This window comes from Nocardioides sp. NPDC000445, from assembly GCF_040300245.1.
In the GTDB taxonomy this organism is placed as follows: domain Bacteria; phylum Actinomycetota; class Actinomycetes; order Propionibacteriales; family Nocardioidaceae; genus Nocardioides.
In genome coordinates this window covers 80659-102794 of the sequence record NZ_JBEPDH010000018.1, presented here as the reverse complement: position 1 = coordinate 102794, position 22136 = coordinate 80659, and the positions used below count along the sequence as shown (strand labels likewise).

At 68.8% G+C, this 22136-nt stretch carries 20 protein-coding genes and 1 tRNA gene; 9 read left to right on the top strand and 12 right to left on the bottom strand.

The window, feature by feature from the left end; translation table 11 throughout:
* Positions 1-133 precede the first annotated feature (133 nt).
* The 3 genes from ABT304_RS22625 to ABT304_RS22615 all read left to right on the top strand — a co-directional run bounded on the left by ABT304_RS22625 (position 134) and on the right by ABT304_RS22615 (position 5282).
* A complete protein-coding gene (locus ABT304_RS22625) occupies positions 134-3616 on the top strand; it encodes a (Fe-S)-binding protein (RefSeq protein WP_350718654.1) in 3483 nt (1160 codons plus the stop codon).
* A 231-nt stretch (positions 3617-3847) separates the two neighbouring features.
* The gene (locus ABT304_RS22620) at positions 3848-4429 is read left to right on the top strand and encodes a toxin-antitoxin system HicB family antitoxin (RefSeq protein WP_350718652.1); all 582 of its coding nucleotides are present in this window, start codon (positions 3848-3850) and stop codon (positions 4427-4429) included.
* Positions 4430-4520: 91 nt separating this feature from the next.
* Positions 4521-5282, top strand: coding sequence for a DUF4097 family beta strand repeat-containing protein (locus tag ABT304_RS22615; RefSeq protein ID WP_350718650.1), 762 nt, complete (start codon positions 4521-4523; stop codon positions 5280-5282).
* Positions 5283-5298: 16 nt separating this feature from the next.
* Here ABT304_RS22615 and ABT304_RS22610 read toward each other — a convergent pair whose 3' ends face one another.
* The 9 genes from ABT304_RS22610 to ABT304_RS22570 all read right to left on the bottom strand — a co-directional run bounded on the left by ABT304_RS22610 (position 5299) and on the right by ABT304_RS22570 (position 13537).
* A complete protein-coding gene (locus ABT304_RS22610) occupies positions 5299-5580 on the bottom strand; it encodes a hypothetical protein (protein ID WP_350718648.1) in 282 nt (93 codons plus the stop codon).
* A gap of 10 nt (positions 5581-5590) precedes the next feature.
* Positions 5591-7321, bottom strand: coding sequence for a sodium:solute symporter family protein (locus ABT304_RS22605; protein WP_350718763.1), 1731 nt, complete (start codon positions 7319-7321; stop codon positions 5591-5593).
* 83 nt (positions 7322-7404) lie between these two features.
* Entirely contained in the window at positions 7405-8331 is a 927-nt protein-coding gene (locus tag ABT304_RS22600; protein WP_350718646.1) for a siderophore-interacting protein, read from the bottom strand.
* Between the two features lies 1 nt (position 8332).
* Complete coding sequence (locus ABT304_RS22595) at positions 8333-9148, bottom strand: ABC transporter ATP-binding protein (RefSeq protein WP_350718644.1); 816 nt, start codon at positions 9146-9148, stop codon at positions 8333-8335.
* Positions 9148-10191: a FecCD family ABC transporter permease gene (locus ABT304_RS22590; protein WP_350718642.1), complete on the bottom strand. Its 1044-nt coding sequence runs from the start codon at positions 10189-10191 to the stop codon at positions 9148-9150. The genes ABT304_RS22595 and ABT304_RS22590 overlap by 1 nt, the downstream gene beginning before the upstream one ends.
* Positions 10188-11219 carry a FecCD family ABC transporter permease gene (locus ABT304_RS22585; RefSeq protein WP_350718640.1) on the bottom strand — a complete coding sequence of 344 codons (1032 nt, stop codon included), beginning with the start codon at positions 11217-11219 and terminating at the stop codon, positions 10188-10190. The genes ABT304_RS22590 and ABT304_RS22585 overlap by 4 nt, the downstream gene beginning before the upstream one ends.
* A gap of 8 nt (positions 11220-11227) precedes the next feature.
* Positions 11228-12286: an ABC transporter substrate-binding protein gene (locus tag ABT304_RS22580; protein ID WP_350718638.1), complete on the bottom strand. Its 1059-nt coding sequence runs from the start codon at positions 12284-12286 to the stop codon at positions 11228-11230.
* Positions 12287-12394: 108 nt separating this feature from the next.
* Positions 12395-12997: a DNA-3-methyladenine glycosylase I gene (locus tag ABT304_RS22575; RefSeq protein ID WP_350718636.1), complete on the bottom strand. Its 603-nt coding sequence runs from the start codon at positions 12995-12997 to the stop codon at positions 12395-12397.
* A gap of 36 nt (positions 12998-13033) precedes the next feature.
* A complete protein-coding gene (locus ABT304_RS22570) occupies positions 13034-13537 on the bottom strand; it encodes a DNA-binding protein (RefSeq protein WP_350718634.1) in 504 nt (167 codons plus the stop codon).
* Positions 13538-13616: 79 nt separating this feature from the next.
* Between ABT304_RS22570 and ABT304_RS22565 the strand changes: the two genes are divergently transcribed.
* A complete protein-coding gene (locus ABT304_RS22565; RefSeq protein ID WP_350718632.1) occupies positions 13617-15560 on the top strand; it encodes a vWA domain-containing protein in 1944 nt (647 codons plus the stop codon).
* On the opposite strand, the gene ABT304_RS22560 is transcribed toward ABT304_RS22565, so the two are convergent.
* Positions 15557-16516 (bottom strand): serine/threonine-protein kinase, encoded by a 960-nt coding sequence (locus tag ABT304_RS22560; RefSeq protein ID WP_350718631.1) that lies wholly within the window; start codon positions 16514-16516, stop codon positions 15557-15559. The genes ABT304_RS22565 and ABT304_RS22560 overlap by 4 nt on opposite strands.
* 7 nt (positions 16517-16523) lie before the next feature.
* Positions 16524-17099, bottom strand: coding sequence for a dCTP deaminase (dcd, locus tag ABT304_RS22555; RefSeq protein WP_008354516.1), 576 nt, complete (start codon positions 17097-17099; stop codon positions 16524-16526).
* 130 nt (positions 17100-17229) lie between these two features.
* Here dcd and ABT304_RS22550 point away from each other — a divergent pair, with 130 nt between their 5' ends.
* The 5 genes from ABT304_RS22550 (at position 17230) to ABT304_RS22530 (ending at position 21541) form a co-directional block, all read left to right on the top strand.
* Positions 17230-18021: an SGNH/GDSL hydrolase family protein gene (locus ABT304_RS22550; protein WP_350718629.1), complete on the top strand. Its 792-nt coding sequence runs from the start codon at positions 17230-17232 to the stop codon at positions 18019-18021.
* 50 nt (positions 18022-18071) lie between these two features.
* Positions 18072-18147, top strand: a tRNA-Gly gene (locus tag ABT304_RS22545).
* 158 nt (positions 18148-18305) lie between these two features.
* Complete coding sequence (locus tag ABT304_RS22540; RefSeq protein ID WP_350718627.1) at positions 18306-19682, top strand: class-II fumarase/aspartase family protein; 1377 nt, start codon at positions 18306-18308, stop codon at positions 19680-19682.
* A 35-nt stretch (positions 19683-19717) separates the two neighbouring features.
* Entirely contained in the window at positions 19718-20350 is a 633-nt protein-coding gene (locus ABT304_RS22535; protein ID WP_350718625.1) for a DUF2461 domain-containing protein, read from the top strand.
* 162 nt (positions 20351-20512) lie between these two features.
* Complete coding sequence (locus tag ABT304_RS22530) at positions 20513-21541, top strand: calcium-binding protein (protein WP_350718623.1); 1029 nt, start codon at positions 20513-20515, stop codon at positions 21539-21541.
* Between the two features lie 71 nt (positions 21542-21612).
* Here ABT304_RS22530 and ABT304_RS22525 read toward each other — a convergent pair whose 3' ends face one another.
* Entirely contained in the window at positions 21613-22068 is a 456-nt protein-coding gene (locus ABT304_RS22525) for a nuclear transport factor 2 family protein (protein ID WP_350718620.1), read from the bottom strand.
* Between the last annotated feature and the right edge of the window lie 68 nt (positions 22069-22136).

Here is a 22136-nt window from a genome sequence, read left to right as displayed (position 1 = left end):
GGTCGCGGGCCGTTTCTTCTTTATGAAGTTACTCACGGGTAGTATCAACCCACCCATACGCAGTCGAGCCGACCTGAAGCATTAGGCTCGGTTCATTCCGGCAGTCCTGCCCCCTGATGAGGAGCGCCTAGGCATGTTGCAGATCATCGCCATCGTCGTGTGTCTTGCGGCAACGGTGGCCACCGCCTTCCTGGTGATCAAGGCGGTCCGGTCGATGCTCGCGGTCATCAAGATCGGTACGCCGATCAGCCGCGTCGACCAGCCACTCGCCCGCACCCTGACGATGTTGAAAGAGACGGTCCTCCACACGCGCATGCTGCAGTGGACCTGGGTCGGCGTTCTCCACTGGTTCGCCTTCGCCGCGTTCCTGCTGCTCTCGACGGCGGTCGGGGCTGCGTACTTCCAGCTCTTCGACCCCGAGTGGACGCTCCCGGTCATCGGCAAGCTGTTCGCCTACGAGTGGCTCGCCGAGCTCCTCGGCCTGCTCGGCGCGCTGGGCATCATCCCGCTGATCATCTACCGGGTGACCCACCTGCCCTCGAAGATGGGCCGCGGCACGCGGTTCTACGGCTCCACGCAGTGGCAGGCCTTCTTCGTCGAGGCGATGGTGCTGGTCGAGAGCGCTGCGATCCTGTTCATTCGCGGTGCGGAGTACAACCTCGCCAAGGCCCACGGCGGCGAGGTCGCCGAGCACGCCACCGCGTTCCACTTCCCGATCTCGCAGTTCTTCGGGGCGCTCTACCCGACCGGCCCCGACGCGATCCACACGCTCGAGAACATCATCTACGGGATCGCGGCCTTCAAGATCATCACGGCGCTGATCTGGCTGGCCGTCGTCTCCACCCACCTGACGATGGGTGTCGCCTGGCACCGCTTCACCGCCTGGTTCAACATCTGGTTCAAGCGCGAGCCTGCTTCGCGTACGTCTGCTGTCGACGGTGCGCGCCCGCTCGGCACCGCGCTCGGCGCGATCAAGCCGATGCTCATCGACGGCAAGCCGGTCACCCTCGAGGACGTCGAGGAGGACCGGATCCCGGAGGACGCCATCCTCGGTGTCGGCTCGATCCAGGACTTCTCCTGGAAGGGCATCCTCGACTTCACCACCTGCACCGAGTGTGGTCGCTGCCAGTCGCAGTGCCCCGCCTGGAACACCGAGAAGCCGCTCTCGCCCAAGCTGCTGATGATGGGCCTGCGTGAGCATGCGTACGCCGCTGCCGCTGACGGCGATCTCAAGGAGAAGCCGCTGATCGGCAAGGCCGACGGCGCCCCGGAGGGTGCCGGGGGCAACACCGAGGTGCTCGACTGGTTCTACAACCCCGAGGACGGCGGCTTCGTCATCGACGAGGACGTCCTGTGGTCCTGCACGTCCTGCGGTGCCTGCGTCCAGCAGTGCCCCGTCGACATCGAGCACGTCGACCACATCATGGACATGCGCCGCTACCAGGTGCTCGTCGAGTCCAACTTCCCCTCTGAGCTCAACGGCCTCTTCAAGGGCCTCGAGGGCAAGGGCAACCCCTGGAACATGAACGCCAACGCGCGCATGGACTGGGCCAAGGACCTGCCCTTCGACGTCAAGGAGGTCGGCAAGGACATCGAGTCGCTGGAGGAGGTCGACTGGCTGTTCTGGGTCGGCTGTGCCGGCGCCTACGAGGACCGGGCCAAGAAGACCACTCGCGCCGTGGCCGAGCTGCTCGACATGGCCGGGGTCTCCTTCGGCGTACTCGGCAACGGCGAGACCTGCACCGGCGACTCCGCCCGCCGCGCCGGCAACGAGTTCGTCTTCCAGGGCCTGGCTCAGCAGAACGTCGAGACGTTCAAGGAGTTCAAGGTCAAGAAGGCCGTCACCACCTGTGCTCACTGCTTCAACACGTTGAAGAACGAGTACAAGGAGTTCGGCATCGAGCTCGAGGTCGTGCACCACACCCAGCTGCTCAACCGCCTCGTCCGCGAGGGCAAGCTGACCCCGGTCGCGGACGGCGCCGGCGCCCACAAGCGCTCGATCACCTACCACGACCCGTGCTACATCGGTCGCCACAACGGCGTCTACGAGCCGCCGCGCGAGCTCCTGCAGATCATGCCGGGTGCGGAGTACAAGGAGATGCCCCGCAACTCTGAGCGCTCCTTCTGCTGTGGTGCCGGTGGCGCCCGGATGTGGATGGAGGAGAAGATCGGGTCGCGGATCAACGAGAACCGCACCGACGAGGCCGTCGCCACCGGTGCCGACCAGATCGCCGTCGGCTGCCCGTTCTGCCGCGTCATGCTCTCCGACGGACTCACCAAGGCCCAGGCCAACGGGGCCGCACGCGAAGAGGTCGAGGTGCTCGACGTCGCGCAGATGCTGCTCGCGTCCGTGAAGGGCGAGCAGGCGACCAAGCTGGCCCCGGGCGAGGGCGCGAAGGTCGGTGCCGCCGCCAAGGCTGCTCCGGCCGCCGAGGAAGCCGCTCCGGCCGCCGGTGCCGCCACCGCCGCCGCTGCGGGTTCGTCGCTCTTCGACTCCCCCGCCGAGGCCGCGGAGACCACCGAGTCCCCGAAGGCTCCGGCCGACGCGTCCTCGCTCTTCGACACACCTGCCCCGGCCGAGCCGGCCTCGGGAGGTACGTCGGGTGGCGGATCGCTCTTCGACACCCCCGCTCCGTCCGCCGAGCCGGAGAAGCCGGCCTCCGGTGGTTCGCTGTTCGACGGTGGCGGGTCGCTCTTCGACACGCCTGCGGAGGCACCTGCCGAGAAGGAGACCCCGGCTTCGGGTGGCTCGCTCTTCGACGTGCCCGCCGACAAGCCTGCCGAGAAGCCGGCTGAGAAGCCTGCTGCGGATCTCGGGGCTGGTGGGTCGCTCTTCGACGTACCGGCTCAGGAGACGGAGCCTGATGCCGCACCCGAGGCGAAGGCAGCTCCGGCCGCTCCGGCGCCCGCCGAGGAGCCTGCTGTCGACCTCGGTGGAGGCGGCTCGCTCTTCGACATCCCGGCCGCACCGGCCGAGGAGGCCGCACCGGCGCCTCAGGCGAAGGCTGCTCCGGCAGCCGAGCCCGCGGCGGCCCCGGCTGCGGCGCCGGCTGCGGCGCCGGCCGCCGAAGAGCCGAGCATCGACCTCAGCGCGGGTGGTTCGCTCTTCGACATCCCGGCCAGCGAGCCCGAGCCGACGACGGCCATGGCCGCCGAGCCCGCTGCTCCGGTCGAGGCTGCTACGGTCGAGGCCGCGACGGAGGCCCCGGCCGCACCTGCTGCGCCTGCGGCACCCGCCGCGCCCGCGGCAGGTTCGGGAGTGACCTCGGAGCCGAAGACCGACGTCGACTTCGACAGCCTCGGCTCGCTCTTCGACATCGAGGCCCCGGAGGGCGCGGTCGCGGCCGCGGCTCCGGCTGCTCCCGCCCCCGCTGAGGCCGCACCCGTGGCCGAGGCTGCCCCGGAAGCCGTGGTCGACGAGGCCCCGGCTGCACCCGCCGAAGAAGCGGCGGTCGAGGCGGAGACGCCAGCCGAGCCCGACCCGGAGCCCGAGCCCGAGCCCGAGCCCGAGAAGGCTGAGCCGGAGCCGAAGCCGGCACCGGCCGTGAGCGGAGAGGCTCACGCGCCGCGTACCGACGTCGACATCCACGAGGCAGGGTCGCTCTTCGACCTCTGACCCCAAGCAGTCCGCTGCACCAGCCGATGACACCTTGTGAGCGATTCACAAGGTGTCATCGTCATTTGGCCGAGACGTCGCCCGCGTCGGCCGAGATGGCACCAGCGTGCCCATTCGACCGACGCGCCTGCCCTCTCGGCCGACCGGGGTGACGCCTCGGCGAGGCGGCTGACATCACGTGATGTCAGATTGGGGTTGTGATGACGTCATGATGATGTCATAGTGGTGCGTATGGACATCACGCCGTACATCGACAGCCTGCGACGGGACCTCTTGGCCGCTGCCGAGGCATCGGGACCGGAGGCACGGGAGACCGCGGAGCGGCTCACCTACGCACTCGACCCGGCCGCTCGGCTGGCGGTGATGGAGGCGGTGAGCCAGGCGGCCGCGGAGATCACGGCGGAGCTGCCGACGGGCAACGTGGACGTACGCCTGCGAGGGCGCGACCTGGAGTTCGGGGTCACCCTCCCCGAGCTCGCCGAGCCGGTTGCCCCCACGCCACCGACACCGCCCGCTCCCCCGACTCCTCCGGCCCCGCCGGAGCCGGAGGGCGATGACACTCTCGCCCGGGTGACCCTCCGCATCCCCGAGTCGCTCAAGGCGAAGGCCGAGGAGGCCGCGGCGGACGCCGGCCAGTCGCTCAACACCTGGCTCGTCGGCGCCGTACGCGCGGCGACCCGCGACAACGCGGTCAACGTCGACGTCGACCTCTCCGCGATCCCCCACATCGTCAACGAGGCGATGAGCAGCCTCGACCCGTTCCGCGGAAGCAACCGCGGCCGGTCCGACCGCCGGATGACCGGCTGGCTCTGACCTAGGCCAGATCTAGACACCCAGCAGACGCACCACCACGGACGGCCGCCCGGCCGGTCCGGTAGATCAGCACACCCTGAGGAGCATCATCATGAGCACGTACACCTTCATGTCCACGGCGCCCGCCAAGCTCTTCGTCGAGTTCGGGAAGGGCAATCTCGAGGTCCAGGCGACAGACACCGACGAGACCGTCGTCGAGATCGACGGCGATGACGCCGAGAGTCTGGTCGTCGAGCAGAGCGGCGACACGATCAACATCGTCGACCCGCACAAGGGCCCGTTCAGCCGCTCGCGGCGCTATGACATCAGCGTGACGGTCCCCGCCCGCAGCCAGCTGCGAGCCCGCACCGGAACCGCCGACATCGCCACCCAGGGCGTCCTCCGCGCTGCCTGGCTCCAGACCGGCTCGGGCGACATTCGGATCGACCGGGTCATCGAGGAGTTCCAGGTCGAGTCCGGCTCGGGCGACATCGAGGCGGATGTCCTCGACGGACGCGCGTCGATCAAGTCCGGATCCGGTGACATCCGGGTCGGTACCGCCCACGACCTGCACACCAAGACCGGCTCCGGCACCGTGGAGATCGACGAGGTCGAGGGCGACGTGAGCCACTCGACCGGCGCGGGCGACTTCGCGATCCACTCGGTCAGCGCGGGACGGATCTCGGTGAAGGGCGCCTCATCGGACGTACGCATCGGGATCCCGAACGGCACCCCGGTGTGGACCGACGTCAACACGGTGACCGGCCGGTGCACCAGCACTGTCGAGAGCACTGGCGCACCGGCCGCGGGCGAGCCCTACGTCGAGCTCCGCACCACCACCGTGAGTGGTGACATCACTCTCATCGGGCTCTGAGCCCGAGGAGGAAGGGCTACTCCTCCTTGCTGAGGTGAGGAGCGTCCGGCACCACCGGCCGGAGCACACCCCAGGCGATGAAGACGGCCCCGATGACGAGCAGGACGATGCCCGCCCACAGGTTGGCGTTGGGCCCGCCGGTCTTGTCGACCTCGGGGTCGCCGAACAGGCCCATCAGCAGCAGGATGATGCCGTAGATCGCGAGCAGGGACCCGATCACGTTGCGGATGTCGAAGAGCGACAGCAGCGTGCCGAGGAAACCCTTGTTGGTCTTGGCAGTGTTCGATTCGCTGGACATCTCAGTCTCCTCAGAAGATCGCGTTCAGGATGGTGACCATGACCAGCGCGACACCGGCCAGGGGCACCGGACGCTGCCACCACGGGCGACCGGCATCCTCCGGGTCCACCAGGTCCTCCCTCGGGGTCTCGGAGTAGACCAGACCCTTCAGCGAGCCTTCCGGCTTCGGCTTGGTCACCAGCGAGACGATCACGCTGACGATGATGTCGACGCCGAAGGCCACACCGGCAGCCACGAACGACGCACCCTGACCGGACAGCGGTAGGACACCGACGGAGAGTCCGCCCAGCGTGCCGTCGGCGAGGATGCCGACGCCCACCGCCGCCAACGTGCCGGAGACGAGACCCGCCCAACCGGCGGTCGCGGTCATCCGCTTCCAGAACATACCCAGGATGAACGTCGCGAACAGCGGCGCGTTGAAGAACCCGAACAGGGTCTGCAGGTAGTCCATGATGTTGGAGAAGCTGGACGCCAGGATCGCGGTGAAGATCGCGATGGCGGTCGCCGCGACGGTCGCCCACCGGCCGAGCTTCACGTAGAAGTCGTCGGGGCGGTCCTTGATGATGTACTCCTGGATGATGTCGAAGGACACCACCGTGTTGAACGCGGAGACGTTGGCCGCCATACCGGCCATGAACGCCGCCAGCAGACCGGTGATCGCCAGGCCGAGCAGACCGTTGGGCAGCACCTCTGCCATCAGGTAGAGCAGCGAGTCGTTGTACGTCACGCCCTCGCCCGAGGCACCACCCGGGACCGACTCCCCCGCCTTCGTACTGGCGATCTCGGTGACCAGCACCGCCGCGATCATGCCGGGGAGGATGGTGATGAACGGGATGAACATCTTCGGGTACGCACCGATGATCGGCGTCTTGCGGGCCGCGCTGATCGAGTTGGCGGCCATCGCGCGCTGGACCTCGACGAAGTTCGTCGTCCAGTATCCGAAGGAGAGCACGAAGCCGAGACCGAACACGATGCCGACGACCGAGAGGAAGTCGGAGGAGAAGCCGGTCAGGGCGGTGCCGGGCCAGGAGTTGAGCTGGTCGGCGGCGGGCGCGATGGTGTCGGGGTTGGCGGCCGCGGCCTTCTCGATCTGCGAGGTCAGACCGTCCCAGCCGCCCACCCGGTGGAGGCCCAGGAGGGTCAGCGGCAGCAGCCCGGCGACGATCACGAAGAACTGCAGCACCTCGTTGTAGATCGCGGCCTTCAGACCACCGAGGGTGATGTAGGACAGCACGATCACCGCGGCCACGATCAGCGCCACCCACAGCGGCCAGCCGAGCAGCGCGTGCACGATGGAGCCGAGCAGGTAGAGGTTGATGCCGGCGATGAGCAGCTGCGCCAGCGCGAACGAGAGCGCGTTGACCAGGTGGGCGCCGGTGCCGAAACGGCGCTTCATGAACTCGGGGACCGAGCGCACCTTCGAGCCGTAGTAGAAGGGCATCATCACGACGCCCAGGAACAGCATGGCCGGGATGGCACCGATCCAGAAGTAATGGACGGTCGGGAGCCCGACCTGCGCCCCCGTTGCCGACATCCCCATGATCTCGACGGCGCCGAGGTTTGCTGAGATGAAGGCGAGACCGGTGACCCACGCGGGCAGGGACCTGCCCGAGAGGAAGAAGTCGACCGAGCTCGACATGCCGCGGCTGGCCAGGAAGCCGATGCCGAGAACGAACGCGAAGTAGATCGCGATCAGGAGATAGTCGACCGCGTTGGCCTGGATCAGGGTGTCCGCGGCCAGGATGCTTGCTTGCATTCCGAGACCCTTCTATTTGATTGGGCGCACCAAACTTAACCACGCGTACGCCTCGAAAATGCGCTGGGTCACCCCTTCATCGACACGCCTTCTCGCCAGTAGCCCATGAAGGCGACCTGCTTGCGCGGCATCTCGAGCTCGTTGACCAGATGGCGGCGCAGCGCGGTGACCATCCGGGACTCCCCGGCGATCCAGGCGTAGCGCCCGTCCTCGCCGTTCGCAGCACCGTTCGCGGACCCGTTGTCGGGGCCGGTGACCTCCTCGCCCGAGGAGGAGTAGTCCGGGGTCTCCCACAGGTCGGGGTCCTCGACCTCGACCGAGGTCACGTCCTCGGGCGTCGCCTCGAAGCCGAGCAGCCCACCGACGGCAGCCAGGGCCGGCCCGCCCACGGGCGCGCCCTCGCGCGGCAGCCAGCTGACCTGCAGCCCCTCAGGCGCAGACACCTCCTGTACGTCATCAGCGAAGGGCACCTCCAGGAAGGCCGATCCGGTGGCGTCCGCCGGCAGCGACTCGAGGATCGAGACGATCGCCGGCACGGCGGTCTCGTCGCCGACCAGGAGCAGCCGGGTCGCGTCCCCGGGAAGCCACTCGATCCCGCCGTAGGTCTCGCCGAGCTTCGGTCCGGCGACCAGGATCTCGTCACCCGGCTTGGCCGCGCCGGCCCAGTCGGAGCCGGGACCGTGCGCGCCGGGGTGCAGCACGAAGTCGACGTACAGACGCTTCTCGATGCCCTCGCCCTCGATCGAGCGGATCGTGTAGGTGCGCATCCGCGGGCGCTCGTCCTCGGGGAGCGCGAGCCATTCGGCGTACCAGTCCTCGGCGGTGAGCTCGGGCAGCACGCCCGGGGTGGCCGGGAAGAGGAGCTTGATGCGCTGGTCGAGGGTCGGGCCGTCGTTGCCGAAGTCGGCCAGGTCGTCGCCGGCCAGCTCGATCCTGGCGAAGGACGGGGAGAGGCGCTCGACGGAACGCACCGCGACGCGGGCGAGGATGGGCATGTCAGGCTCCTTGTGCGTGGGGGTGAGCGGTGGGTCGGTGGTGACGCCCGATGGGGACGACCATCGGGGTGCCCGAGACGGGGTCGACGATGACCTGGGACTCCAGGCCGAAGACCTGCTCGACGCGGTCGGTGGTGACCACCTCGGCGGGCGTGCCGGTGGCGGCGACCTTGCCGCCGCTCATCGCAATCAGGTGGTCGGCGTAGCGAGCGGCCAGGTTGAGGTCGTGGAGCACCATCACGACGGTCGTGCCTCGCGACGAGCGCAGCCCGTGGAGCAGGTCGAGCAGGTCGACCTGATGGGCGACGTCGAGGAACGTGGTCGGCTCGTCGAGGAGCAGCAGGTCGGTCTGCTGCGCCAGCGCCATCGCCACCCAGACCCGCTGCCGCTGGCCACCGGAGAGCTCGTCGACGACGCGGTCGGCGAGGTCGAGGGTGTCCGTCAGCTCGAGCGCCTCCGCGACCGCCGCGTCATCCTCGGGCGACCAGCGCTGCAACGCACCGCGGTGGGGCTGGCGTCCGCGGCCGACCAGGTCGACGACGGTGATGCCCTCGGGAGCGACCGGCGACTGCGGCATCAACCCGAGCGTCTTGGCCACCGCGCGGGTGGGCTGCTTGTGGACCGCCTTGCCGTCGAGGACCACCTGTCCCGAGATCGGCTTCAACAGCCGCGCCATCCCGCGCAGCAGAGTGGACTTCCCGCAGCCGTTGGCGCCGACGATCACGGTGGTGAGGCCGTCCGGGATCTCGAGCGAGACCCCGTCGACGACCGGCTCCGCGCCGTAACCGAGGCTCACGTTCTCCGCAGCGAGTCGCATCAAGCTTTCCTTCCAGCTCTGCCAGCGGCGAGCAACCACAACAGGAACGGTGCCCCGAACGCACCGGTGACGACGCCTACCGGGAAGGAGACGCCAGGTACCGCATAGTCGGCGATGTAGTCGCCCGCCACCATCACGATGGCGCCGACGAGCGCAGCACCGACCAGGGTCGTACGCCCGCCGTTGAGCGCCCGCGAGATCGGTCCGGCCACGAACGCGACGAAGGCGACCGGCCCGGCCGCGGCGACGCCGAGCGCGGTGAGCAGCACGGCGAGCAGGAGCAGCAGGTCCGTACGCCGCCGGCTGACGCCCAAGCCGGTGGCCACGTCCGGGCCGAGCTGGAGGACCTGGGCCGAGCGGGCAGTCCAGACCAGCGCCGGCACGAGTACGACGAGGAAGCCGAGCAGGATCCAGATGGTCGACCAGGTGACGCCGTTGAGCGCGCCGGTCAGCCAGCGCAGCACGAGCAGGGCGTCGAACTCGTTGGCACGGGTGAAGAGGTAGTGGACGACCGCGGTCATCGCGGCCGCCGCGGTGACTCCGACGAGGACGAGACGGTAGCTGCCGTCGGAGCCGGCGACGAGCCGGACCGCCACCGCGATCGCGATCGCACCCACGATCGCGGCGATGCTCAGGGCGAGCCCCTGCAGGTCGAGCACCACGATCGCGAAGACCGCGGACGCGCTCGCGCCGAGCGAGACGCCGACGATGTCGGGGCTGGCCAGCGGGTTGCGCAGGGTGCTCTGGAAGACGGCGCCGGCGCTGCCGAACGCGACCCCGACCAGCACGCCGAGGATCGCCCGCGGGAGCTTCTCCGACATCAGCAGGAAGGTGGCGCCGGGGATCTCGGCCCCGCCGAGGATCCGGAAGAAGTCGGGCACGGTGATGATGAAGTTGCCGAGCAGCACCCGGGCGACGAAGGCTCCGAAGAGGACCACCGCCAAGGCGGCGACCACGAAGGCATGGTGCCGTCGCGGGGACCGCCGGGCCTTGCGTACGACGTCGACGGGGCTCGTGGGGTCGGCAGTTGTCGTCGCGCTCACAGGCCCGCCATCCGTCCACGCCGAAGGAACCAGATGAAGGCAGGTACGCCGACCACGGCCGTCATGATGCCGACCTGCACCTCGGTGGGCGGCAGCACGACCCGGCCCAGCGCGTCGGCGATGGCGGTGAGCGCGGCGCCGGCGACGATGGAGAGCGGCAGCACCAGCGTGTAGCTGGGACCGACCAGGGCGCGTACGGCGTGCGGGACGACCAGACCGACGAACGCGACCGGGCCGACCAGAGCGGTGGCGGTGCCGCTCAGCAGCACCACCGCGATGCCGACGAACACCCGGTCCAGACCGGTACGACGGCCGAGCCCCTTGGCCAGGTCGTCGCCGAGCGCGAGCGCGTCCAGGACGCGGGCGCCCAGGAGCGCCATCACGGCACCGATGACGAGGAACGGGGCGCAGATCGCAAGGTCCCCCCAGTCGCTGCCGATGGTGCCGACCTGCCACTGCCGGAAGACCTCCAGGCCCTTGTGGTCCATCAGCAGGATGCCGCTGGTCCAGCTGGTCAGCGCTGCGGTCAGTGCCGCGCCGGCGAGCACCAGCTTGGCGGGAGTCGCGCCGTCACGGCCGATGGCGGCGACGCCGTGCACGGCGATCGCCGCCAGCGCCGCGCCGATGAAGGCGGCCCACAGCAGCGAGTCGAGGCCGGTGGCACCGACGTACACGAGGGCTACGACGACGGCGAAGGCCGCACCGGCGTTGAGGCCGAGCAGCCCTGGGTCCGCCAGCGGGTTGCGGGTGAGTCCCTGCAGGCAGGCGCCGCCGAGCGCGAGCGCGCCGCCGACGGCGAAGGCGATCGCGGTGCGGGCGATCCGGTTCTCCAGGATCGCGTGCCCGAAGCTGCCGTCGTCGAAGAGTGCGGTGGGCGGAACCCACTCGGCACCGAGCAGGACCGAGGCGACGGCCGCGAGGAGCAGCGCCGCCAGGATCAGCCCGATCCCGGGCAGCCTCCTGCCCCGGACGACCGCGGCGGCAGCTGCTGCCGGGTCGGCCGGGGCGAGAGGCGTACGTGTGGTCAACGCGGGCTTCACTCAGCCGCGGTGACGTTGACCTTCCCGCCGTCGACCGCCTCGGCGATCGAGGGAACGAGCTCGTCGATGAAGTACGGGATCGACAGCGTGCTCGCGGCGGAGAAGGTCAGGGACAGCGGCTGGTCGGTCACGTCGAGGTAGTGGCCGTTCTTGATCGCGGGGATCTGGCTGAGCAGCTTGTCCTTCTGCAGGGCCTCGAAGCTGCCCTCGGTGTAGCCGAGGTTGATCAGCACCTCCGACTCCAGCTCGGGAGCCTTCTCCGCGGAGACGTCGGTGTAGAACTGGCCCGCAGGGACGAGCTTGTCGGCGACCGGGGCGAGCTCCATGCCGAGCTGGGTCAGCATCTGCGGACGCGCGTCGCCGGCGCCGTACAGACCGATGGTGCCGAGCTTGGAGTTGTCCTGGACACCGGTGACCAGGTAGCTGGCGCCGACGATCTGCGGGTGGTCCTTCTGGGCCTGCGCGATCGCGTCCTCGGTCTCCTTCTTGACCTCCTCGGACAGGGTGACCCGGCCGGTGGCCTTGCCGATCATCTCGAGCGAGTCCTGCCACGAGGTCAGCCACGGGTCACCGGGGAAGGCGACGGTCGGGGCGATCTCCCTGAGCTTCTTGTAGTCGGCCTCGGTGATGCCCGAGTTGGTGGCCAGGATCAGGTCCGGCGCAGCCTTGCTGATCTCGGTGAAGGGGATGCTGGTGTCGGCGTTGTAGCGGACCGGCTGCTTGCCGCCGACCTTCTTCAGCTCGGCGTCGAACCAGTCGGTCGACTGCTGCTCGTTGCCGCCCCAGGTGATCGCCTGGGCAGCGACCGGGACGACACCCAGCGACAGCGCCACGTCGTGGTCGGACCAGCCGATGGTGGCGACGTTGGTCGGCTCCTCGGTGATCTCGGTGCTGCCGTAGGCGTGCTCGACGGTGACGGGGAACGCGCCCTTGTCTGCCTTCGAGGCAGATTCCGCGGAGCCGTCCGCGGAGTCGGTCGCGCCCGTGCTGCACGCAGCCAGGCCGGTGGCAGCGAGCACGAGGCTCGCTGCGATGAGTACGGATCGACGGATCACGGGGGAACACCTCATGGGGTTAGGCAATGCTTAGTTAGGACAGCCTAAACACATCTCGGCTCCAACGAAGGATCGGCCCCCGCCTTTTGGACAGGCTCAGCGCACAGGTCAGGGCCTGACGAACGCCGCCCGTTCAGCCTCGACCCGATCCCGGATCACGCAGTCGAGCGAGTGGTCATTGATGATCCCCATCGACTGCATGAACGCGTACATCGTCGTCGGCCCGACGAACTTCCAGCCGCGCTTCTTGAGATCCTTGGAGAGGCTGATCGAGGCGGTAGAGGTGGCCACCACCTCCGGAACCTTGAGCGGCTCGGGCTCGAAGCCCCAGACGTACGCAGCCAGCGACCCACGCTCCTCGACGAGCTCGACCGCGCGGCGGGCGTTGTTGATCGCCGCCTCGATCTTGCCGCGATGGCGGATGATCCTCGCGTCCTGCAGGAGTCGCTCGACGTCGCCCTCGTCGAACTCGGCCACCTGGTGGAAGTCGAAGCCGGCGAAGACCTCACGGAAGGCGGGCCGCTTGTTGAGGATCGTGCGCCACGACAGCCCGCTCTGGAACCCCTCCAGGCAGATCTTCTCGAAGAGCCGTACGTCACCGCCGGCCGGGAATCCCCACTCGGTGTCGTGATAGTCGAGGAACTCCGGCGCTCCCCCGGCCCACGCGCATCGCGTCTGGCCGTCGGGGGCCAGGAATGGTGCTTCGCTCATCCACCCGACCCTAGCGGCGACCACCGACAACCCCACTCAGAAGAGGTGGCGGATCGAGGCGAAGTGGGCCCGGATCTCGTCGTCGCTGCCGGAGCCGTAGATCTCGAGCACCTCGGCCAGTCCGGGCGCGACGTCGCACAGGGCGTCGACAGCCTGCTGGAGCTCGCGGCCCGAGGCGACCGCACGGAGGACGCCGCGGACCGCGACGCCACCCTCGACAGCCACCGCCCGAGCACCGGTAGTGAGATCGGAGGAGAGCTCCCTGATGTCGTCGAGCCGCTCGTTGATCTGAGACGTGGTGAGATCCCCCGCGGCCGCACCGAGATCGATCAGTGCGTGCAGGCGTCCGAGCGCGATCGGGTTGGCGATCTTGACCCGCTGACCAGTCATCAGATGCGACAGCATCGCAGGGCTCAGGCCGAGCACCTTCGCGGTCGTCGCCTGAGTGAGGCCCAGCGGAGCGGTCGCTCGTCGCACGAGGTCGCCGAGGGGCTCTCCGTACAGCTCACACTGCTGCTGGATGTTCTCCTCGACGCCCATGCAGGCAATCTACACACGTAGACAAGAAATTTGCAAATGTACTTGCTGCGTATACATTAGTGAACATAGGGTGCAGGGCATGCGGAACAGACTTGTGATCGCCACCGGCCTCGCCGGAGCTCTCCTCGCGACCGTCACCGTCACCGGCGTCGCCCCCGCTGCCGCCACCGAGGAGCAAGACCAGGGGACGTACGGCCGGATGATGCTCGTGCTCGACTCCTCCGGCTCGATGAAGGAGCCGGCCGGCGGGGGCACCACCAAGATCCAGGCCGCCAAGCAGGCGCTCAACACGGTCATCGACGGCCTGCCGGAGAGCGCCGACGTGGGCATGCGGGTGTTCGGGGCAAAGGTGTTCGGGCGCAAGCAGAAGGGGGCCTGCGAGGACACTCAGCTGGTCGTCGAGCCCGGCACCGGAAACCGTGACGACCTGCGATCCGCGGTGAGCGGCTACAAGCCCTACGGCGAGACCCCCATCCCGGTCGCACTGAAGCGCGCCGCCGAGGACATCGGGTCCGAGGGCAAGCGGTCGATCGTCCTCGTCTCCGACGGCGAGTCGACCTGTGGCGACCCCTGTCCGGCAGCCCAGGCGATCGCCGCGCGGGGCATCGACCTGCAGATCGACGTGGTCGGTCTCTCGGTCTCGGGCAAGGCGCGCAAGCAGCTCGAGTGCATCGCCGAGAAGGGCAACGGCACCTACTACGACGCTGACGACGCCGAAGGCATCGGCGAGTCGATCTCGGGCGTCTCCGAGCGGGCACTGCGACCGTTCGAGTTCACCGGGACCCCAGTCAAGGGCGCCCCCGACGTGGCCGGCGCTCCCCTGCTGAGGACCGGGCAATACCTGGACACCGTCCAGACACGTGACGAGCGCTTCTACCGCTTCGCGCGCACCGCCCCCGGCACCACGGTGCATCTCGGCCTGATCTTCGAGGGCGAGTCCGAGGACCTGGTCAGCAACCTCAGCCCCGAGATCAGCATCAAGGGCGAGAACGGTGACCTCACCCGATGCCGCTGGACGGTCGTGCAGAGCGGGACCTATGGCGACGGCAGCCGTCTCGTCTTCGGATCGACCCACACTGCGGACACCGACCCCGAGGCCGAGTGCAACACGGCCGACGAGCTGGTCCTGGCCACCTCGCCGGGTCGCGGTGAGGCCGGCGCGATCGCCGGAAAGCCGGTCCAGCTGATGGTCTACGAGGAGCCGCCGGTCAGTGCGGCCGCGCTCGACGCCCTGCCTCCCCAGACCGAGGCGCCGGCGTGGTCCGACCTGACCCCGGGTGAGCCGACCGGCGACGTCGTGCCGGGCAGCGCGATCGCCAACGCGCCGATCGTCGAGGACGGCACCTACTCCTTCGACATCAACCCGGGCGAGAACCAGGTCATCGGCGTCCCCGTCGGCTGGGGCCAGCACCTGCAGGCCCAGTTCGACGCCAGGATGACCGACGCCATCCGCGGCGAGTGGGGCGTCGGCGCCGGCGTCGAGGTCGACGTCATCGGGCCGCTCGGCGGCGAGGCCACCGTCGACCTCGACAGCAAGTCGCCGGAGAGCTGGTGCGACCCGGGTCTGCTCCAGAACTGCCCGGACACCTGGCGCACCGGCACCCTCTCCCACCCGATCGCCTACCGCAACCGCTTCGCCAACTCCGACGCGGAGGCCTCGACCGGGCTGCCGGGCATCCACTACGTCCGAGTGCAGTACGGCCTCGACGAGAACATCAACGTGCCCTACACCCTCACCATCAAGACCCTCGGCGAGTCCGGAGACGGCGAGCCCGACTACGAGAAGGTCTCCGGGCTGAACCCGCCCACCGCCGACCTCAATCTGAACTCCGCCTCCGGCACAGAGGAGTCCGCTCCCAAGGACTCCAAGGGATCCGGCGAGGACGCGAGCAACGCCGCCGATGAGGACGGGACGGGATCCGCGGGCACCGTCAGGCTGGTCGCCGGCATCGGCGGCGCCGGGCTCGGCATCGCCGCGCTCGCCGCGGCGGCCGTGCTGCTGATCCGGAGGCGGAGCGCCTAGATCAGCAGGAAGGCACTGCTCGAAAGCAGCAGGATCCCGGCAAGCATCAGCACGACGATCGGCCACACCGGCCGGTCGTCGTGCTGCTTCGTACGCCGGACCGCGGTCTTCTCCGGAGCGACCCGAGGCGTAGGAGGCGGAGGGGGTGGCGGAGGCACGTGCCCAGCGGCGTACTGGTCCAGGACCTCGGCCTCCCCAGGCTCCCAGGGCCGGGCGGGCACGGCTTCGGCGAGCAGTCGGCGGAACTCCGCGGCGGTCTGCGGGCGGGCGGCGCGGTCCGGGCCGATAGCGCGGAGCAGCAGCCGGCCCAACGGCGTCGCCGGGACGTACGCCGGATCGTGCGGGGGCTTCGCTCCGGTGAGCAGCTGCAGACCGGTGACGGCGGTGGCGTAGAGATCGTCCCGCGGGTCCGGGTCACTGCCCTGGTCGGGCGCCATGTAGCCCGGCGTACCGAAGGTCACGTTGGCCTCGGTGAGCCGCGGCTGGTCGGCGGGCACGGCGATACCGAAGTCGGAGAGCCGCACGTGCGGGACGCCTGGGCCGGTCACCTCCAGCAGCAGGTTGCCCGGCTTCACGTCACGGTGCACCACACCGGCGGCGTGCACCGCCTCGAGGCCCGAGAGGGTCTGGTCGAGGACAGCCACGACCCACTGTTCGGAGAGTGCGCCGTAGTCACCCAGGAGCATGGCGACCGACCCGCCGCGCAGCAGCGGCATGGTGAACAGCACGTTGTCGTCCTCGCCCGCCCAGCCGAGCGGGGTCACCACGTGCGGGTGATGGATCCGGGTGGCCTGCTCCCGGATGAACCGGAGCAGGGAGGAGGCATCACGCTGACGGAGCAGCTTGGCAGCCTTGACGTCACCCTCGCGACGGTCCCTGACCTGCCAGACCGCACCCATGCCTCCCTCCGCGATGGGCTCCAGCAGCTCGTAGCGCCCCGCGAAGACCTCGCCCACCCGAGGCTCAGATCTTGGTGCGGTGGAAGCTCTGGAAGCTGCGCGAGGCGGTCGGGCCGCGCTGGCCCTGGTAGCGGCTGCCGTACTTCTCGCTGCCGTAGGGGTTCTGGGCGGGCGAGGTGAGCCTGAAGAAGCAGTACTGGCCGATCTTCATCCCCGGGTAGAGCTTGATCGGCAGGGTCGCGACGTTGGCCAGCTCGAGCGTTACATGGCCGGAGAAACCCGGGTCGACGAAGCCGGCGGTGGCGTGGGTGAGCAGCCCGAGACGCCCCAGCGAGCTCTTGCCCTCCACGCGCGCGGCGATGTCGTCGGGCAAGGTCACGGTCTCGTACGTCGACCCGAGCACGAACTCGCCCGGGTGCAGGATGAACGGCTCGTCGCCCTCGGTCTCGATCTGCCGGGTGAGCTCGGACTGGTCCACGGCCGGGTCGATCGTGGCGTACTTGTGGTTGTCGAAGACCCGGAAGAACCGGTCCAGACGCACGTCGACGGACGACGGCTGCAGCATCGACTCGTCCCACGGGTCGATGACGATCCGTCCGTCGTGGATCTCGGTCAAGATGTCCTTGTCGCTCAGCAGCACGAGCCAAACCTAACGCAGCCGGGCGTTCTGCACGGCCCCTGCGGCTTCCCTGGAATCTCCCCTACCTCATCTGTCACAGATTCCCCGGCAGAGTCGTACGTCTTGGCGCAAACCCGGTTGAATCGGGGCCATGGCACTGGATGCGCTGATCCCCGGCGGATATCGCCGGTACGTCGCGCTGGGCGACTCCTTCACCGAGGGCGTCGGTGACACCGACGCACGTCGTCCGAACGGCGTACGCGGCTGGGCCGATCGGGTCGCCGAGGTGATGGCCGAGCGGACTCCTGAGTTCGCCTACGCCAACCTCGCCGTCCGCGGCCGCGGGATCGACCGGATCGTCAAGGAGCAGGTCGAGGCGGCGATCGCCCTCGAGCCGGACGTGGTGACGATCTACGGCGGATCGGTCGACCTGATGTGGCCGCACGTCGACATCGATGCCCTGCTCGCGACCTACGAGTCGGCGATCGGCCAGCTCGTCGACAGCGGCGCGAAGGTGCTGGTCTTCACCGCGTACGGCGCGCGGGCGACCACTGTCGGACGGCTGCTCCGCGGGCGCTTCGCGGTCTACAACGAGGCCGTCCGCGAGATCGCTCAGCGGCGCGGGGCGACGCTGGTCGACTTCTGGCGGATGACCGAGTACGACGACGCCGGCTATTGGGACGGCCACGGCTTCCTGGGCGCCCCCGGCCACCAGCTGATGGCGATCAAGGTCCTCGACACCCTCGGCGTACGCCACCACCTCCCCACCCCGAAACCGCTGGTCGTCATCGAGGAGCCGGGCCCGAACGGCCTGGCCGGCCCGATCCGCGAGGTCCGGCGGCTGGCCGCCCGCGCGCTCCCCTGGGCCGTACGCCGGATGCTGCGCGGCCCGGCGGGCGACGGGCTGTCGGCCCGCTATCCCCAGATGACGCGACTTTCCTGAACCGGTTTCACACCTGGCTGGGTGTGTGGGGTAACATCCTGGTCGCACCTGCGGACGTAGCTCAGTTGGTAGAGCGCAACCTTCCCAAGGTTGATGTCGCGAGTTCGAATCTCGTCGTCCGCTCCAGAGATTCGGGCCGTTCCATGTGGCACGGCCTGTTTCAGTTCACTTGCACGATCCAAGTGATGCAGCACACGATCGCGGGTGTTTGCGGCTTGCGTCCATTAAGATTGGGTTTCTGTTTTCCAATCATTGTGTGAACGACGCGTAAAGGATCACTCGACATGCCCGCGGGCTCGAGCAACCGATTCACCGACGGACGAGTCCCCGACCACGGCATCGGAGATCTCTTCACCTACGAGGCGCGCCTCCAGGCACGGCTCGATGTGGAAGCGGCCCTGGCCGAGGCCGAGGCGGCCGTGAAGGTGATCCCCGCAGAGGCCGGCGAGGCGATCGCCGAGGCCGCCGATCTGGACAAGCTCGACCTGGACCGGATCGAGAGGGCCACCGCCGAGCACAGCCACCCGCTGACGCCGCTGGTCGAGGAGCTGTGCCGGGTCGTCGGCGCGAAGCACGGTGGCTGGGTCCACTGGGGCGCCACCACACAGAACATCACCCAGACCGCCGACCTGATCCTGATGCGCCAGGCGCACGACAAGATCCTCGACCTGCTCGGCGACCTGCTGCGCTCACTGTCGAAGGTCGCCGAGGCGGGCGCCGAGGTGCCGATGCCGGGGCGTACGCACTCCCAGCACGCGGTCCCGATCACCTTCGGCTTCAAGGTCGCCATCTGGATCGACGAGATCGCCTCCCACGTCGACCGGCTCCGCTCGGTCGAGGACCGCGTCTTCCGGCTCCTCATGGGCGGCGCGGCCGGCACCATGGCCTCCTTCGGCTCACATGCCCGCGCCATCGAGACCGAGACGGCCTCCCGGCTCGACATGGGCTCGATGCCGGTCCCCTCGCGCGCGATCAACGACGGCATGGTCGAGTGGGTCTCGATCCTGGGGATGCTCGGTGGCACCGCCGGCAAGATCGGCAAGGACGTCTACTCGATGATGCAGCCCGAGTTCGGCGAGGCCTTCGAGCCGATCCCCGAGGGCACCATCGGCTCCTCGACGATGCCCCACAAGCGCAACCCGCAGCTGACGTTGGACGTGATCACGGCCGCCACCCAGCTGCGCGGGCTCGTCGCCCCGGCGATGGAGTCGATGCTCCACGACCACGAGGCCAACGGCGCCATGACCGGCATCCTCGAGGACGCGGTCGCGCAGGCCTCTCGCCTGGCCGGTGACGTACTCGCCCGGCTCGTGGTCATCTTCACCGGCCTGACCTTCGACGAGGACCGGATGCGCGCCAACCTGGCTCTCTCCGGCGGCCTGATCGGCTCCGAGTCGCTGATGCTCGAGCTCGGCGAGCGCATCGGTCGCCAGGTCGCGCACGACGTCGTCTTCGAGCTGGCCCAGCGTTCGGCCGTCGACGACATCGACTTCGCCTCGCTCCTCGCGGAGTCGCCCGAGGTCTCCGAGCACTTCACCCGCGCCGAGATCGCCGACCTGCTCGACCCCTGCCGCCACCTCGGCGAGTCCGCCAACATCGCCCGCGCCATGGCCGAGCACGCCCGCCGGGTGGCCGACGGCATCCAGATTCCCGCCGTCTGAGGCTGGCGTTCCACGGACGTCGATAGGCTGCGTACGTGTCTTTCGAAGGTTTCCCCGTGGCAGCGCTCGACTTCTACGACGACCTCGAGGTCGACAACACCAAGTCGTTCTGGGAAGCCCACAAGCACATCTACAAGGAGTCGGTCCACGCGCCGATGAAGGCGCTCACCGACGAGCTCGCCGAGGAGTTCGGCAGCGCCAAGATCTTCCGGCCCTACCGCGACGTACGTTTCTCGAAGGACAAGCTCCCCTACAAGACCCACCAGGGAGCCTTCGTCGCCGTCGCGCCGCAGACCGGCTACTACGTCGAGGTCTCGCCCCGCGGCATCCGCACCGGTGGCGGCTGCTACTGGTTCGAGCCGCCCCGGCTGTCCGCCTTCCGCGACGCCATCGTCCACGACCACTACGGCGCTGACCTGGAGAAGCGCCTCGCCGTCGCGGAGAAGAAGGGCTACGAGGTCACCGGCGACCGCCTCAAGACCGCCCCGCGCGGGTTCGACAAGGACCACCCCAAGATCGAGCTCCTCCGCTACAAGTCGATCCACCTCGGCCGCACCATCGGCTTCGAGCCGGTCATCCACACCCCCGACCTCGTCGGCGAGGTGAAGAAGGACTGGCGAGCCGTGCGTCCCCTCGTGGAGTGGATCGCCGAGCACGCGGTGGCGTGAACTGCGCAGGCCGGGACCTGGAGCGGAGAACCTTCCCGCTATGGCAGGAATGTGGCAGCTGAACAGCGCTCTCGCCGTCGCCGAACCCCGCCTTGGCGGGAATGTGCACGAACCGGCGAATTGCCCGCGCGCAAATACGCCATACCCACTACGGTGTGCGCCGTGCGTACCTCTATCCCCCTCGTCGGCGCCGCATCGCTCCTGATCATCCCAGCGATTCTTGTGACCGCCGGCCCCGGCACCGCAGCCTCGACCTGCGGCGGCTCCACGGTCACCATCGACATGAACCGGGGCCAGCAGCCCCAGACCTCCTCCTTCGAGGACGTCATCCTCGGCACGCCGGGCAATGACACCATCCACGCCGACTCCAACGACGTCGTCTGCGGCGGCGAGGGCGACGACGAGATCAGGGCGGCGTACTACGTCTTCGGGCAGGGCGGCAACGATGAGATCTGGTCCCGCCAGGCCGACGGCGGATCGGGCAACGACCGGATCCACGGCACGTCCGGAGGAGACGATCTCCGCGGAGGCTCCGGTTCGGACGTCATTTGGGGGCTCGGCAGCAATGACCGAATCCATGGCCATTACGCCCCTGGCATCTCCTCGGCCAGCGGGACCGACGCCGGGGACACGCTTTACGGTGGCGACGGCAACGACCTCATCGAGGGCCAGGGAGGCAACGACCGCGTCTATGGCGAAGGCGGGTCCGACAACGTCTTCGGCTCGGCCGGGAGCGATACCGTGTCCGGAGGTCTCGGCAACGATTACGTCCACGGCGACAGCGGCGACGACCGACTCTACGGCGGGAGCGGGAGCGACGGCGTCTATAGCGGGAGCGGCGCCGACCAGGCGTACGGCGGGACCGGGCCCGACAGCATCAGCGGCCAGTCGGGCAACGACGGTCTCTACGGTGGCAGCGGGCCGGACTGGATCAAGGGTTACGGCGGCAGCGACTACATGGTCGGCGGCATCGGACGCGACTCGATCGCGGGTGGCGAAGGGCGCGACCGCATCTTCGGCGGGGACGACCGGGATCAGCTTGTCGGCGGCGCCGACGCCGATGTCGTCAGAGGCCAGTCCGGAAAGGACCGTTGCGCGCCCGAGCCCGGGGCCGGCGCCACGTACTCCTGCGTGACCATCGGCGGTCTGCAGTCGTACCCGCCGGTGGGCACCGCCTATCCGACGATCTGATCAATTCTGCGAGTGGGCGAAAGTGGCCGGTTCTGGACTGGATCGGCTACCACTTTCGCCCACTAGTGCGCTCAGCCCGCCGCAGTGAAGCTCGCCATCGTGCGCTCCGGCTCCCAGAAGGCCTTCATGGACTTGATGCGGCCCTCGTCGTTGACGGTGTAGACCATGATCAGCTCGGTGGTGGTGTAGCTGCCGTCGGGGAACGACGTCTTGATCTTGCCGATGTTGGCGCAGGTGTTGCCGGCGGGGTTGGCGAAGGAGTCGTTGATCTCGAACTCGAACTTGTGGACCGAGGCGATGGCCTTCTCCCAGAAGGCCTTGAGTCCCTCGTGACCGTGGTGGCCCTTGCCCTCGGGGTCGAACATCGACGGGCCGACGGGGTCCTCGAGCACGCAGTCCTCGGCGTAGATCGTCAACCACTCGTCGAGGTCACCCTTGGCGACGGCGGCGTAGGAGCGTTGCCCGGCCGTACGTGCCGGATGTTCGTCGTCGGGGGCGTTCCAGGTGATGGCGTCGGAGGAGATCATGCGGCAGATCGTACGCCGAAACTGAAACGTGTTCTACCTGATCGCCGAGGCACTCCCGGATAGGGTCG